Below are 12,489 nucleotides of genomic sequence, written 5' to 3'. Positions count from 1 at the left end.
CAATAATAGCTGTATTAAATTCGGGTAATACTTCAAGACAATTAGCCAGGCAATGGCCTAAAAAGCGTAGCCTACTTTCTGATGCGCTATTATATACCAGCTCATGGATGCGCCAGTTTACAGCACCGGCATCAATTAAATCAGCCACTATACGATGAACTGCCGATGTAGTATTGGGAAGCCTGAAGGAAGCTGAGTCGGTCATGATACCTGTATAAAGGCAGGTTGCCACATCCTTATTTACAAGTTCTTTGTGGTGAAGCTGGTTCACTATAAAATCATACACCAGCTGTGCTGTAGCGCAGGCATTGATATCCCAGTGCCTGTAATCATCAAAATCGGCAGGCTCCAGGTGATGGTCTATCATGATCTTGTAGGCGTTGCTTTCGCCAACCAGTTCGCCCATATCATTGATACGGCTTAAGGCATTAAAATCAAGACAAAATATAAGTTTCGCTTCGGCTATCAGGGCGGCAGCCTCTTCGCGGCGCTCGGTATAAATAATAACATTCTCGTTACCGGGCAGCCAGCTTAAAAAATCAGGATAATCTGTAGGGGCAATAACCCTGGCATGATGGCCCTGCTGTATTAAATAATTATATAAGCCTAATGACGACCCCATAGCATCTCCATCAGGTTTATGATGGGTTGTGATCACTATTTTTTGAGGTTTCGTTAAAAGGTCAGTAAGCGAAGCTAAATCAAACATTAATTCTTAAAAAAGAGTTGCAAAGCTAAATAAATTAATCAAATACAAACCATCTAATTTAATTCAAAAAGCTTTATCTTACAGTTACAAAAGCCTATTTTTGCCGCAAATTTTAAATATCTCCATAAGCTATGGCAAGCTTGTGGTTTAAAACTAACCCAACAAAGGCAATTAGTTTATTAATAACCCAAAAAAGAAACAATTATTTCAATGAAAACCAACAGAACATTTACCATGATAAAGCCTGATGCTGTTGCTGACGGCCATATCGGTGCTATTTTAGACATTATAACCAAAAACGGCTTTAAAATTGTAGCCCTTAAATACACTAAATTATCTGCTGAAAAAGCCGGACAGTTTTATGAAGTGCATAAAGAGCGTCCTTTTTATAACGGATTGGTTGAATTTATGTCATCAGGTCCTATCGTAGCTGCTATCCTTGAAAAAGACAACGCAATCACCGAGTTTCGTACACTGATTGGTGCTACTAACCCTGCTGATGCTGCCGAAGGCACTATCCGTAACCTGTATGCAAGGTCAATTGGCGAAAACGCCGTTCACGGTTCAGACTCTGATGAAAATGCCGACATTGAAGGAAACTTCTTTTTCTCGGCTTTTGAAAGGTTTTAAGTAATGAATTTCGGGTGTAATTACGTAACCGAAAAGTTACACCCGAAATGTTTACGTTTTTTTGTAATTATGGTTACGTTTTTTGTAACTTTACAAAACATACCTAAACTGTATTACATTTTAAACAAACCAATAATATCACACAACATGAAGCCGCTATTCAAATACATATTTTACGTACTTATACTGGTGCTGTTGGTTATTGGCTCAATAATGCTTTACAGAACGCACCCAGAAGCTCAACTTGCTTTTACTATTCCCGGCTTGTTCATCCTTGCTTATTCAAAGCTTACAGATGATATTAAGTTAAAACACCACGGCTTACGCATGCTTAGAGGAAGATAATCTCCTCAACCAGCACACTTTTAGCTTCATTATTTATCTTTTCAATTATCTGGCTGCGCATCAGCATCAGTTCGTTTTTTATTACTGATGATTCTATCCGCAGGAATAATTTTTTATCGCGTACAAATAACTCTTTAGTACGGTTGGCTACCGACTTACCAACAAGGTCTGGCCAGGCTGTAATTACACCGGTTTCATCAAAACGCCGTTTGATCTTATATACATTAAGCATTTGCTCAATGGCTTCCTTAAGTGTTTTGTCGTTAGTTTTACGCATCGATAGCTCCTCCTTTTACTTTAAATAATTTAACAGGCACTCCTATTTTATTAAAAACGCTTTCCACACGCTCAACCCCGGTATCGGTTATAAAAACCTGCCCAAAATCATTATTTGATACCATCTGCATTAATTTGGTAACGCGCCCGTCATCAAGCTTATCAAAAATATCATCAAGCAAAAGCAAAGGCTTAAAGCCTTTTTGCTGATACAGGAAACTATACTGAGCAAGCTTAAGTGCAATTAAAAATGACTTTTGCTGCCCCTGCGATCCAAATTTCTTCATAGCCATACCATGGATATTGAATTGCAGATCATCTTTATGGATCCCCGCTGTAGTACGTTCCAGCGCCTTATCGCGGTCAAAACTCTTCTTTAATAAACTATCAAAATCATCAGCAAGCAATTGCGATTCATATATCAGTTCAACGCGCTCGGCATTATCGCTCAAAAAATCATAATGTTGATTAAATACTGGCACAAAAGTATCCATAAAAGCACGGCGCCTTTCAAAAATACGCATGCCTGAATCCATTAACTGCTCATTTATCACTTCAAACAACCCGGCATCATACCGCCCTGTTTCATTTACTTGTTTTAAAAGCGCGTTACGATTGGTAAGGACCTTATTATAAACAATAAGCTCATCTAAATAATGGTTATCTGTTTGCGATATCACATTATCAATAAACTTACGGCGCTCTTCGCTCCCTTCGGTAATGATACTGGTATCATTTGGTGAGATCATAACCAGCGGCAGCAGCCCGATATGATCGGCCAGGCGTTGGTAATCCTTTTTATTACGTTTAAACTGCTTTTTCTGATTGCGCTTTACCGAGCAGGCCACCGCTTCGGGCTGTTCATTTTTGTTAAAGGTGCCAGTAATGATAAAAAAGTCAGCCCCCTGCTTGATCTGCTGGCTGTCTATAGGATTAAAATAGCTTTTACATAACGACAGGTAGTGAATAGCATCAAGCAGATTGGTTTTACCCGCACCGTTGTTCCCCGTAAAAGCATTAACCCCCTCGCTGAAAACCAGTTCGGCCTCATCGTAATTTTTAAAGTTGATAACTGACAGCTGTTGCAGGTGCATGGGATGGCAAAGTTAGTGTTTTATTAGTTTGAATAAGTTCAGAACCATGATTAATAGGATTAATTGATTTTCATGATATCAGGATAAATTCACTTTTTCAAATATTCCATCTATCATGATCATCCTTTAATCAAGCATAATCATGGTTCATAATCAATTAAAATGCTTCTTTAAAGATTTAATACAAAAGGTATTGCCAGTAAATTTGAAAACCGTATTTTTGCAAACTTAATTTTAGAACAACAATGTCAAAAACCCAGGCGAACACCAAAGTTGCAGCACCGGAAAACAATTTTGGTCAGAGTGGCAAATTTGTACGCGAGAACCAAAAAAGCTTACTGTTTATTGTAGGGGCTATTATTGCCCTTATCGCAATCTATTTCATTTACATTAAATTATACTTAGGTCCACGTGAAGTAACTGCTGCTAACCAAATGTATAAAGCGCAGGATTTTTGGCAGCAAAAAAACTGGGATAAAGCTATTAAAGGTGATGCCGGTTTCCCTGGTTTTGAAAAGATCATCAGCGATTACAGCAACACAAAAGCTGCTAACCTTGCTTATTTTTACCTGGGTACTGCTTATTTAAACAAAGGCGATTACCGCAAAGCTATTGACAACCTGACTAACTACCGCGGCGACGATAACATGGTAGCAGCCGAAGCTTACGGCAGCACCGGCGACGCTTACGTAGAACTGAAAGATTACGAAAAAGCAGCAACCTATTTCAGCAAAGCTGTTGATAAAGCAAAGAATAAATTTTTATCACCGCTTTACCTTAAAAAGTTAGGTTTAACTTATGAGGCTCAGAAAAACAACAAAGATGCTGTTGAAGCCTATAAAAGAGTAAAAACTGAATATCCTGAAAGCGCAGAGGCTCAAAATATCGACGAATATATAGCCCGCGCCGAAGCAAAACAATAATTTTAATATCGGATTTCGGATGTTCGATTTCGGATTTATGAAGTAGTGATATTACAACTTACATAATTCAGAGATCGAACATTTTTTATTTACGGCCTTTTATTTACATATGTGCCATAAACTAAATCCGAAATCGAAATTCCCAAATCCGAAATCAATATGGCTACCCATCTTAAAAACCTTTCCGATTTTTCGAATACCGAAATACCTTCGGCAGCACCTTACCGTTTTGGTATAGTTGTAGCCGAATGGAACGCTGAGATTACCAATGCACTTTACCAGGGTGCATACCAAAGCCTTGTTAGTAATGGCGCACTGGCCGAAAACATTTTTTCATACCAGGTACCCGGCAGTTTTGAGCTTACATCAGGAGCAGAGCTTTTATTAAAAAAAGGCAATCTTGATGCGGTAATTTGCCTGGGCTGTGTAATACAGGGCGAAACAAGGCATTTTGATTTTATTTGCAACGCAGTAGCAAACGGAGTAAGCAATGTTGCTATAAAATACTCAAAACCTGTTATATTTGGTGTATTAACTACTGATAATCAGCAACAGGCTATTGACAGGGCGGGCGGCAAACATGGCAATAAAGGCGATGAAGCAGCTATCACTGCCATCAAAATGGCTGCCCTTGCTGAAACATTAAATAGTTAAAACCCGTTAAAGCAATTAATTTTTAGCTCAACATGAAAAAATTAGTTTACATAGCACTTATAGCCGCAGCCGTTGCAACGGTATCTTCCTGCTCAAATAAATTATGCCCGGCTTACGGCTCATATCCCAAAACAGGTCGTTAACAGCTAATTGTCATTTTTAAACCTGCTTAAACACATTACAGAGTTTTTGTGTTATAATTACGTTATAGCATTTATAACTATATAATAATATGAACTGGATTTCGTTGGAGACGGCCGATCAGCTTATGGCGATCAAACAACAAGAAGGCTATAGCCTTATATTTAAACATAGTACACGTTGCTCCATCAGCATGATGGCAAAAAGACGTTTTGAGCTTGACTGGGATAACCTTCCCGAAAATATATCCCTTTACTTTTTAGACCTGATCAAATACCGCGACCTGTCAAACCAGGTTGCACAATTGTTCCAGGTTCATCATGAATCGCCTCAATTGTTACTCATTAAAAATGGCGAATGCATTCTTGACCAATCGCACAGCGGCATCTCTGTTGATGAAACGTTAGAAGTATTAAATTAATTTTGTTCATGGATCATAGTTCATGGTTCATGGGTTCATAAAGTATTTTTAGTGTTAGTACGTTACAGCAAATGATCATTTTGCAGTCATTTGCTGCTACTATGAACTATGAACCATTCCCCATCAACTAAATATTTAACTACATTTGTAACATGATTGAATTACCGGTAGTTCCTGCTGTTAGCCAACCTGTACGCAAGCCTGATTGGCTTAGGGTTAAGCTTCCTACAGGAAAAGAATACGCCCACGTACGCAGCCTGGTTGATACCCATAAGCTGCACACAATATGCGAAAGTGGTAACTGCCCTAATATGGGCGAGTGCTGGGGAGCCGGTACTGCTACTTTCATGATCCTGGGTAATATTTGTACCCGTTCGTGCTCGTTTTGTGCTGTTGCAACCGGCAGGCCTTTAGCTGTCGATGTTGATGAGCCTAACCGTGTAGCAACTTCTGTACAACTGATGCAGGTAAAACATTGCGTTATTACCTCTGTCGACCGTGACGATTTGAAGGACGGCGGTTCCATTATCTGGGCCGAAACAATCAATGCCATTCGCCGCGAAAGCCCCGATACTACTTTAGAAACCCTGCTGCCTGACTTTAAAGGTAACTGGGATAACCTTGCCCGCGTTTTGGAAACCAGGCCCGAGGTGGTTTCACACAACCTGGAAACTGTAAGGCGTCTTACCAAAGAGGTACGCATCCAGGCCAAATATGACCGCAGCCTTGAAGCATTGAAACATATTTCAGAAGCTGGGTTACGTACAAAATCGGGCATTATGCTTGGTTTGGGCGAAACCGAAGAAGATGTACTGGAAGCTATGGACGATCTGCTTGCGGCCGGTGTACATATCCTTACACTGGGACAATATTTACAACCTACACGCAACCATCACCCTGTGATAGACTGGATCCACCCTGATCAGTTTGCACGTTATAAGGAATTTGGCCTTCAAAAAGGCTTTAGGTATGTTGAAAGCGGCCCATTGGTGCGCTCATCTTACCACGCTGAAAAACACTTGTTTGAAATGTGATAATTCCTTTATATCTTCACTGAGTTGAGTAAGAAACGAAAAATATCGCTGTCGGAAGAAGAACTGGTGCTATCATTGCAGCACAGGGAAAAAATTGCCGTCGAAGCGTTATATGATATGTATTCAGCCTCGTTATTCGGGGTAATATCACGCATTATAAATGACACCGCTATAGCCGAAGATGTTTTACAGGAAACTTTTGTAAAAATCTGGCATTCCTTTTCAAGCTACAGTACTGAAAAAGGCCGTTTATTTACCTGGATGGTTAATATCGCGCGCAACCTTGCGATAGATAAGATCAGATCGAAAGATTTTAAGAATCAAAACAAAAACCAGGAGATAGAAAATAACGTAACTTTCATTGACGAGCAAAGAAACACAGTTTACAAACCTGAGTTAATGGGCGTTAAGGATTTAGTGCAAACACTAAAACCCGAACAAAAGCTGATCATTGAGCTGGTGTATTTTAAAGGTTATACCCATGTGGAAGCCGCCGAAGAATTGGGCATTCCGCTGGGCACCATTAAAACCCGGTTAAGAATGGCAATACTGGAACTCAGAAAACATTTTAATTGAAGGTGGAAGATTTAAAAGCATATATAGAATCAGGGATACTGGAGCTTTACGTTTTGGGGGATGTTACCCCGGCCGAAAAGCTTCAGGTTGAAGAGATGGCTTCAAAGCATCCGGCTATTAAGGCTGAGCTGGATGAAATTGAGCGATCAATGGAATTGTATGCTGAAGAAAACGCCATTGAGCCTTCTGAACATTTACGCAGCCGTATATTAGGCAGCCTGCTTACCAATTTTGGCGACGATAATAACTTTCCTACACCAACACACGTAGAACGTGAAAAAGTTGTTATCATGCAGCCTGAAAAAGAAACCAATTTTTATAAATATGCGTTTGCTGCATGCCTTGCTTTATTATTAGCAAGCGCAGTGGCATTGTATAATCTTTATAGCCGCCTTAACGATACAAATACCCAGCTAAGCGCAATGCAGGCCCAAAACCAGCATTTTAGCAACACTGTTAGTGCAAAAGATAGCGAACTGAACCTTTTAAGAGATACATCATATAAACTGATCCACTTAAGAGGCACCGCCAAATCACCAGAATCGATAATGACCGTGGCCTTTAGCCCATCCAAACAAAAAGTGGTTATTGATATGGAAGGCCTTAAACTTCCGGCAAATGACCAAACTCACCAATACCAGCTTTGGGCATTGGTAGGTGGCAAACCGGTTGACCTGGGTGTATTTGATGCAACAGCAGATTCAAGCGGATTTAAGAACATGAAAGCAATAGCTTCTGCCGACGCCTTCGCCGTAACACTTGAGCCAAGAGGCGGCAGCGCAAGCCCAACATTATCAGAAATGGTAGTGCTCGGCAAATACTAAAGCACTTTAAAAGGCGTCCTCAGAAGTCGCTAAAACAAAAAAGCTTACATTTTTTCAGATTTATTCCGAAAAAATGTAAGCTTTTTGTTTTTTATGCGTTAGTTACCTATATTTCGTGTAAACCTAAACTACACGGGATTAATAATTTAACTTTTTTTTAACAAAAACCAAAACCAATTATTAGTTTTTTTGTAACTAATAGGAACGTACAAGCGTCTTATGATTAGTTAGGACATAAACGAGAGAAAAAACCAAAAACCCTAACCCCCAGATTTGAGTATTTAGTTCTTTATAAGATCAGTTAATAGTTAATTAAAACGGCTGTATGATACTTGCAGCCGTTTTTTTATGCCCTTAACTTTGCCATGGTTACCGGTAATTGTGTAATAAGCTTACCCGGCAAAACCACATGCATACGGTTCGGTAATGCTAATTCGTCTCCAGCCTTGCCATGGATATAGGCGCCGATGATGCAGGCTTGCTCCGGTTGATACTTTTGCCCAAGCAAAGCGGCTATAACACCCGTAAGTACATCACCCATTCCGCCGCTTGCCATAGCGGCATTTCCTGACGAATTAAAATAAGCTATGCCACCCGGTGCAGCAATAATGGTATAATCATTTTTCAGCAGGATACACAAGTTTAGTTCCCGGGCTTTTTTAATTGCGGTTTGCAGTCGCTGCCACCAATTGGTATGTTCGCCGAAAAGCCTATCGAACTCTTTCATGTGCGGGGTTAAGATACTTCCCGGAGGCAGCTGTGTTAACAATTCCTGGTTTTCGGCGAGCAGGTTCAACGCATCAGCATCAATAACCAATGGCTTTTTATAGTTTTTGATGATCGCTTTTAACAATAGCAAAGCATCATCATCTTTACCCAATCCAGGCCCAACAGCTATCGAACTAAACTTTTCCCATTCAATATCGGGCAGTTCACTGACATTCCGCACTATAGCCATAATTTCGGGCAGATAACTATTTAGTGCTGTCAAGCCACTTTCGGGAATACAGGCAGTTGTTAACCCTGCCCCCGCGTGTGCTGCCGCAGATGAGCTTAATAGTGCGGCTCCCATGGTTTTTGCCTGTCCGGCTATGATCAGTGCGTGGCCGTATGTCCCTTTATTACTAAAACGATGCCGCGGATTCAGCAATTGTCTTATGTCTTTTTCCTCAACAAGCCGATATGTTGAATTTAACGACTGTATAAATTTTTCATTCAGGCCAATATTGACCACTTCCCAGCAATTGATATAAGGTGCCGATTCGGGCAGCAAAAAATTGATCTTAGGCTGTTGAAAGGTAATTACCAGGTCGGCTTTTATGGCAATCGTATCTTTGGGCACCTCTCCCTCCGAAAAGAAACCAGTAGGCACATCAACAGCAACAACCGTGCGTTCAAGATCATTAATATAATTCACCAGGCGCTCATAATCGCCGGTGAGGGGTTTATTCAGACCACTGCCAAGCAGGGCATCAATAATTACAGTACTGCTATCTGCCGGGATTACTTCACCTTTAGCAAGTTCTTTAATAGATACACAGGTTTGTTTTAACCTATCAAAATTGGCTCTAAAATCATCCGACGCTTTATCCGAAAACCGGGCTACTACAACATGAAGCTTATTATAATGATGATCACATAAAATACGCGCAATGGCAAGCCCATCACCGCCATTATTACCTGTACCGCAATAAAAGGTTATCGGTTCATTTTTATCGGGAAAACGGTTGGTAAACCAACCCACAAAAGCTTTTGAGGCGCGTTCCATTAAATCAATGGAAGCAACAGGTTCATTGGCGATGGTATAAGCATCGGCCTGGCGAATTTGTTCGGCAATTAATAAAGGAAGCATATCTCCTAAAGTAAGGATTTAGAAGATTTGTTTGAGGAGGAGATAACGGAAATAAAAATATTAAAGCTATAATCCGAAAATTACTTGTTGGATTTTAGCTATAACTTGCTCAAATACTTCAACTTTTAAAGAAGCTCCGGTTCTGCTTATCACATCCTCAGGATAAAATTGTTGAATCATATGACAAACAGCGTATCCAACCCGTTCATTTCGGGGCTTATTGATCATATTGGGTTTTATCTCAAATGTAAAATCGGGGAATAGATTTTTTGTAGATAACAGTACTGCATAAAAAAGCCCTTCAACCTCAAAGATATCATCAATTGAAACTACTATAGCGGGATGAACTTCAGGCTTATTGCCCGTATAAAATGCAATTTCAACAATGTCACGTTGATTAATCTTCATAAATATTTATGAAGATTTTTACGGGTTACAGCCGCTTTATGGTGAAAATGCTTTTTGTAATCATCTTCAGTTAGTTCATCTAACTTAGATAAGTTAGACTCCCATACTTTTACACCGAGTTTTGCTAACTGCGCCAACACTTCTTCAGTATTATTATCAGGAATATCTATAGTCAATGTGGTCATGATACGAAAATGCCTTTTAACAAATTTAATATAATTTTATCAATACTGGTTTCTCCTAATCTTCTTATTGCACAAAACAAAAAAGGCGGCCAAATGGCCGCCCTTAATTATTGGAAGTTGTAGGGGTTAAACAGTTTGAGGCATTTGCTTCATGGTTTCGGCCAGGTCAAGCTCGAGGCCTTTGGCGACGGCCATGCCCAGGTTGATATCGGCCCTAAACCAGTGACAAAGCTGCCGGTTAACGATCATCTCCTTTTTAGGCCCTTCAATACCGCTCATTGAATTTACGATGTTGGCTACCAGGTCTTTCTTTTGCTGAGCATCCATCAGGCGATAAAGGTCGCCAGGTTGGGCATAATGATCATTTTCGCCTTCAGCGTTGCGGTCATACCAGTCGCCTACCGGGCTGCCAAAATCCCAGGCTGGCTCCTTGTAGCTTTGATCAACCTCAATATCATCAAAGCTATTAGGGAAATAGTTAGGGTTTGAACCGCCGTTTCCGTTAACGGTCATCTGGCCATCGCGTTGATAATTGCTTACCAGGTATGGGCATTTGTTTACCGGGATCTGCTCATAATTACCTCCCAGGCGGTAACGATGGGCATCCGGATAAGAAAGGATACGGCCCTGCAGCATTTTATCGGGCGAGTAACCTACACCATCAATAACATGCGCAGGAGCGAAGGCCGCCTGTTCAACATGTGCAAAATAGTTATCAGGATTTTCATTCAGCTCCAGTACGCCTACATCAATTAATGGATAATCGGCATGCGGCCATACTTTAGTTAAATCAAATGGATTAATGTGGTATGTTTTGGCATCAGCCTCTGGCATCACCTGTATTTTAAGCGTCCATTTAGGGAAGTCGCCGTTATCAATAGCCGTTAACAGGTCATGTTGTGCAAAATCCGGCGCTTTTCCACGCATGTCTGCAGCTTCGGCGTCGGTAAAGTTCTTAATGCCTTGTTGGGTTTTGAAATGAAACTTGATCCAGAACCGCTCATTTTTAGCATTGATGAACGAGAACGTATGACTGCCAAAACCATCCATGTGGCGATAGCCATATGGTGTACCACGGTCGCTCATTAAAATAGTTACCTGGTGCAAACTTTCGGGATTAAGTGACCAAAAATCCCACATCATGGTTGCGCTTTTACAATTAGTATATGGATCGCGTTTTTGGGTATGTATGAAATCACCGAATTTTTTAGGGTCTTTTATAAAAAATACCGGAGTGTTGTTACCAACCAGGTCCCAGTTACCATCCTCGGTATAAAATTTAATGGCAAAACCACGCGGGTCACGCTCTGTATCTGCCGAACCTTTTTCGCCGCCAACGGTCGAAAAACGCAGGAACAATTTAGTTTGCTTACTTATAGTGTTAAAGATCTTGGCGCGGGTATACTTTGAAATATCGTGAGTAACTGTAAACGTACCATAAGCACCCGATCCTTTAGCATGAACCACACGTTCAGGGATCCGTTCGCGGTTAAAGTGGGCCATCTTTTCATGCAGGATATAGTCTTGCAGCAGGATCGGTCCGCGGGGGCCGGCAGTCATGGAGTTTTCATTTTCCACGTAAGGCCTGCCCGATGCTGTAGTAAGTTTCTTTTTATTTGTTTCCATATTAGTTGGTTTTGATAATTCAAACCTCACGAAAATATTTCAATAGAAAAAATCAATAATTATTATCTTCGCATAGCATTTATCTATATTACATGACTATTACACAACTGGAGTATATTGTGGCTGTTGATACCTATCGCAGCTTTGTTCTGGCAGCCGAAAAATGTTTTGTTACCCAGCCAACATTAAGCATGCAGGTGCAAAAACTGGAAGACACCCTTGGTGTAAAGATCTTTGACCGCAGCAAACAGCCAGTGGTGCCAACAGAAATAGGTATTGAAATAATTACCCAGGCAAGGGTAATGCTATCAGAAAGTGAAAAGATAAAAGAGATCATTTCCGACAGGCAAAAAGAGCTTTCGGGCGAATTAAGGGTTGGCATTATCCCTACTGTTTCGCCTTATATATTACCAAAGATCATTCATGGTTTTATTGAAAAATATCCGCAAGTAAAACTCATTGTTTGGGAACAAACCACCGAAGAGATCATTCAACAACTAAAACTGGGCATGCTTGATTGCGGTATCCTCTCTACCCCGCTGCATGAAAGCAACCTTACCGAGATCCCTGTATTTTATGAAAACTTTGTTGCCTATGTATCCAAAAACAGCAGGCTTTCAAAAAAGAAAAATATTGTTCCCGATGATATTGATATGGAGGAGATCTGGATCCTGAATGAAGGCCATTGCATGCGCGAGCAGGTATTGAACATTTGCCAGCGACGTAAATCAACCAAAGGGTTTCAGCATTTTGAGTACAATACCGGCAGCGTTGAAACCCTTAAACGCATG

The 12,489-nt window shown here is 40.6% G+C and carries 16 protein-coding genes; 9 read left to right on the top strand and 7 right to left on the bottom strand.

Translation table 11 applies throughout. The features are described 5' to 3' along the window. Positions 1-709, bottom strand: a 709-nt coding sequence (locus VF500_RS30210; RefSeq protein WP_330863219.1) for a DHH family phosphoesterase, incomplete at its 3' end; no start/stop codon positions are given. A 210-nt stretch (positions 710-919) separates the two neighbouring features. Here VF500_RS30210 and VF500_RS30205 point away from each other — a divergent pair. Both VF500_RS30205 and VF500_RS30200 read left to right on the top strand, forming a co-directional pair. Then, on the top strand, positions 920-1,339 hold the full coding sequence (locus tag VF500_RS30205; RefSeq protein ID WP_110586614.1) for a nucleoside-diphosphate kinase: 420 nt from the start codon (positions 920-922) through the stop codon (positions 1,337-1,339). Positions 1,340-1,486: 147 nt separating this feature from the next. After that, positions 1,487-1,684 (top strand): hypothetical protein, encoded by a 198-nt coding sequence (locus VF500_RS30200; protein ID WP_330863218.1) that lies wholly within the window; start codon positions 1,487-1,489, stop codon positions 1,682-1,684. On the opposite strand, the gene VF500_RS30195 is transcribed toward VF500_RS30200, so the two are convergent. Further along, positions 1,671-1,961, bottom strand: coding sequence for a DUF721 domain-containing protein (locus tag VF500_RS30195; protein ID WP_090530976.1), 291 nt, complete (start codon positions 1,959-1,961; stop codon positions 1,671-1,673). The genes VF500_RS30200 and VF500_RS30195 overlap by 14 nt on opposite strands. After that, positions 1,954-3,054, bottom strand: coding sequence for a DNA replication/repair protein RecF (gene recF, locus VF500_RS30190; RefSeq protein ID WP_330863217.1), 1,101 nt, complete (start codon positions 3,052-3,054; stop codon positions 1,954-1,956). The genes VF500_RS30195 and recF overlap by 8 nt, the downstream gene beginning before the upstream one ends. Positions 3,055-3,299: 245 nt before the next feature. Here recF and VF500_RS30185 point away from each other — a divergent pair, with 245 nt between their 5' ends. The 6 genes from VF500_RS30185 to VF500_RS30160 all read left to right on the top strand — a co-directional run bounded on the left by VF500_RS30185 (position 3,300) and on the right by VF500_RS30160 (position 7,627). Further along, on the top strand, positions 3,300-3,977 hold the full coding sequence (locus VF500_RS30185) for a tetratricopeptide repeat protein (RefSeq protein ID WP_330863216.1): 678 nt from the start codon (positions 3,300-3,302) through the stop codon (positions 3,975-3,977). A gap of 159 nt (positions 3,978-4,136) precedes the next feature. Continuing rightward, positions 4,137-4,631, top strand: coding sequence for a 6,7-dimethyl-8-ribityllumazine synthase (gene ribH / locus VF500_RS30180; RefSeq protein ID WP_330863215.1), 495 nt, complete (start codon positions 4,137-4,139; stop codon positions 4,629-4,631). Between the two features lie 232 nt (positions 4,632-4,863). Beyond that, complete coding sequence (gene ytxJ / locus VF500_RS30175) at positions 4,864-5,193, top strand: bacillithiol system redox-active protein YtxJ (RefSeq protein ID WP_330863214.1); 330 nt, start codon at positions 4,864-4,866, stop codon at positions 5,191-5,193. A gap of 152 nt (positions 5,194-5,345) precedes the next feature. Then, on the top strand, positions 5,346-6,227 hold the full coding sequence (lipA, locus tag VF500_RS30170) for a lipoyl synthase (RefSeq protein ID WP_330863213.1): 882 nt from the start codon (positions 5,346-5,348) through the stop codon (positions 6,225-6,227). 24 nt (positions 6,228-6,251) lie between these two features. Next, positions 6,252-6,803 carry an RNA polymerase sigma factor gene (locus tag VF500_RS30165; protein WP_330863212.1) on the top strand — a complete coding sequence of 184 codons (552 nt, stop codon included), beginning with the start codon at positions 6,252-6,254 and terminating at the stop codon, positions 6,801-6,803. 2 nt (positions 6,804-6,805) lie between these two features. Next, entirely contained in the window at positions 6,806-7,627 is an 822-nt protein-coding gene (locus tag VF500_RS30160) for an anti-sigma factor (RefSeq protein ID WP_330863211.1), read from the top strand. A gap of 346 nt (positions 7,628-7,973) precedes the next feature. Here VF500_RS30160 and VF500_RS30155 read toward each other — a convergent pair whose 3' ends face one another. The 4 genes from VF500_RS30155 to VF500_RS30140 all read right to left on the bottom strand — a co-directional run bounded on the left by VF500_RS30155 (position 7,974) and on the right by VF500_RS30140 (position 11,698). Continuing rightward, the gene (locus tag VF500_RS30155) at positions 7,974-9,479 is read right to left on the bottom strand and encodes an NAD(P)H-hydrate dehydratase (RefSeq protein ID WP_330863210.1); all 1,506 of its coding nucleotides are present in this window, start codon (positions 9,477-9,479) and stop codon (positions 7,974-7,976) included. Positions 9,480-9,545: 66 nt separating this feature from the next. Further along, complete coding sequence (locus VF500_RS30150) at positions 9,546-9,887, bottom strand: type II toxin-antitoxin system PemK/MazF family toxin (protein WP_330863209.1); 342 nt, start codon at positions 9,885-9,887, stop codon at positions 9,546-9,548. Next, the gene (locus VF500_RS30145) at positions 9,884-10,072 is read right to left on the bottom strand and encodes a hypothetical protein (RefSeq protein ID WP_330863208.1); all 189 of its coding nucleotides are present in this window, start codon (positions 10,070-10,072) and stop codon (positions 9,884-9,886) included. Before VF500_RS30145 ends, VF500_RS30150 begins: the two co-directional genes overlap by 4 nt. A gap of 126 nt (positions 10,073-10,198) precedes the next feature. Beyond that, positions 10,199-11,698, bottom strand: a complete 1,500-nt coding sequence (locus VF500_RS30140) for a catalase (protein WP_330863207.1) — start codon at positions 11,696-11,698, stop codon at positions 10,199-10,201. Between the two features lie 92 nt (positions 11,699-11,790). On the opposite strand from VF500_RS30140, the gene VF500_RS30135 reads away from it, so the two are divergent. Further along, the coding region (locus VF500_RS30135; RefSeq protein ID WP_330863206.1) for a LysR substrate-binding domain-containing protein at positions 11,791-12,489 on the top strand (699 nt) is incomplete at its 3' end.

It is taken from the genome of Mucilaginibacter sp. (assembly GCF_036383575.1).
Taxonomy (GTDB): domain Bacteria; phylum Bacteroidota; class Bacteroidia; order Sphingobacteriales; family Sphingobacteriaceae; genus Mucilaginibacter.
The sequence above is the reverse complement of the archived record's forward strand: the minus strand, read 5'-3'. Positions and strand labels throughout refer to the sequence as shown.

Excerpts from the sequence above, each read along its gene's own strand:
- VF500_RS30150 (WP_330863209.1), bottom strand. The coding sequence starts at position 9,887 with ATGAAGATTAATCAACGTGACATTGTTGAAATTGCATTTTATACGGGC.
- VF500_RS30195 (WP_090530976.1), bottom strand. The coding sequence starts at position 1,961 with ATGCGTAAAACTAACGACAAAACACTTAAGGAAGCCATTGAGCAAATG.
- ribH (WP_330863215.1), top strand. The coding sequence starts at position 4,137 with ATGGCTACCCATCTTAAAAACCTTTCCGATTTTTCGAATACCGAAATA.
- VF500_RS30155 (WP_330863210.1), bottom strand. The coding sequence starts at position 9,479 with ATGCTTCCTTTATTAATTGCCGAACAAATTCGCCAGGCCGATGCTTAT.
- recF (WP_330863217.1), bottom strand. The coding sequence starts at position 3,054 with ATGCACCTGCAACAGCTGTCAGTTATCAACTTTAAAAATTACGATGAG.
- VF500_RS30185 (WP_330863216.1), top strand. The coding sequence starts at position 3,300 with ATGTCAAAAACCCAGGCGAACACCAAAGTTGCAGCACCGGAAAACAAT.
- VF500_RS30140 (WP_330863207.1), bottom strand. The coding sequence starts at position 11,698 with ATGGAAACAAATAAAAAGAAACTTACTACAGCATCGGGCAGGCCTTAC.
- VF500_RS30145 (WP_330863208.1), bottom strand. The coding sequence starts at position 10,072 with ATGACCACATTGACTATAGATATTCCTGATAATAATACTGAAGAAGTG.
- ytxJ (WP_330863214.1), top strand. The coding sequence starts at position 4,864 with ATGAACTGGATTTCGTTGGAGACGGCCGATCAGCTTATGGCGATCAAA.
- lipA (WP_330863213.1), top strand. The coding sequence starts at position 5,346 with ATGATTGAATTACCGGTAGTTCCTGCTGTTAGCCAACCTGTACGCAAG.
- VF500_RS30200 (WP_330863218.1), top strand. The coding sequence starts at position 1,487 with ATGAAGCCGCTATTCAAATACATATTTTACGTACTTATACTGGTGCTG.
- VF500_RS30205 (WP_110586614.1), top strand. The coding sequence starts at position 920 with ATGAAAACCAACAGAACATTTACCATGATAAAGCCTGATGCTGTTGCT.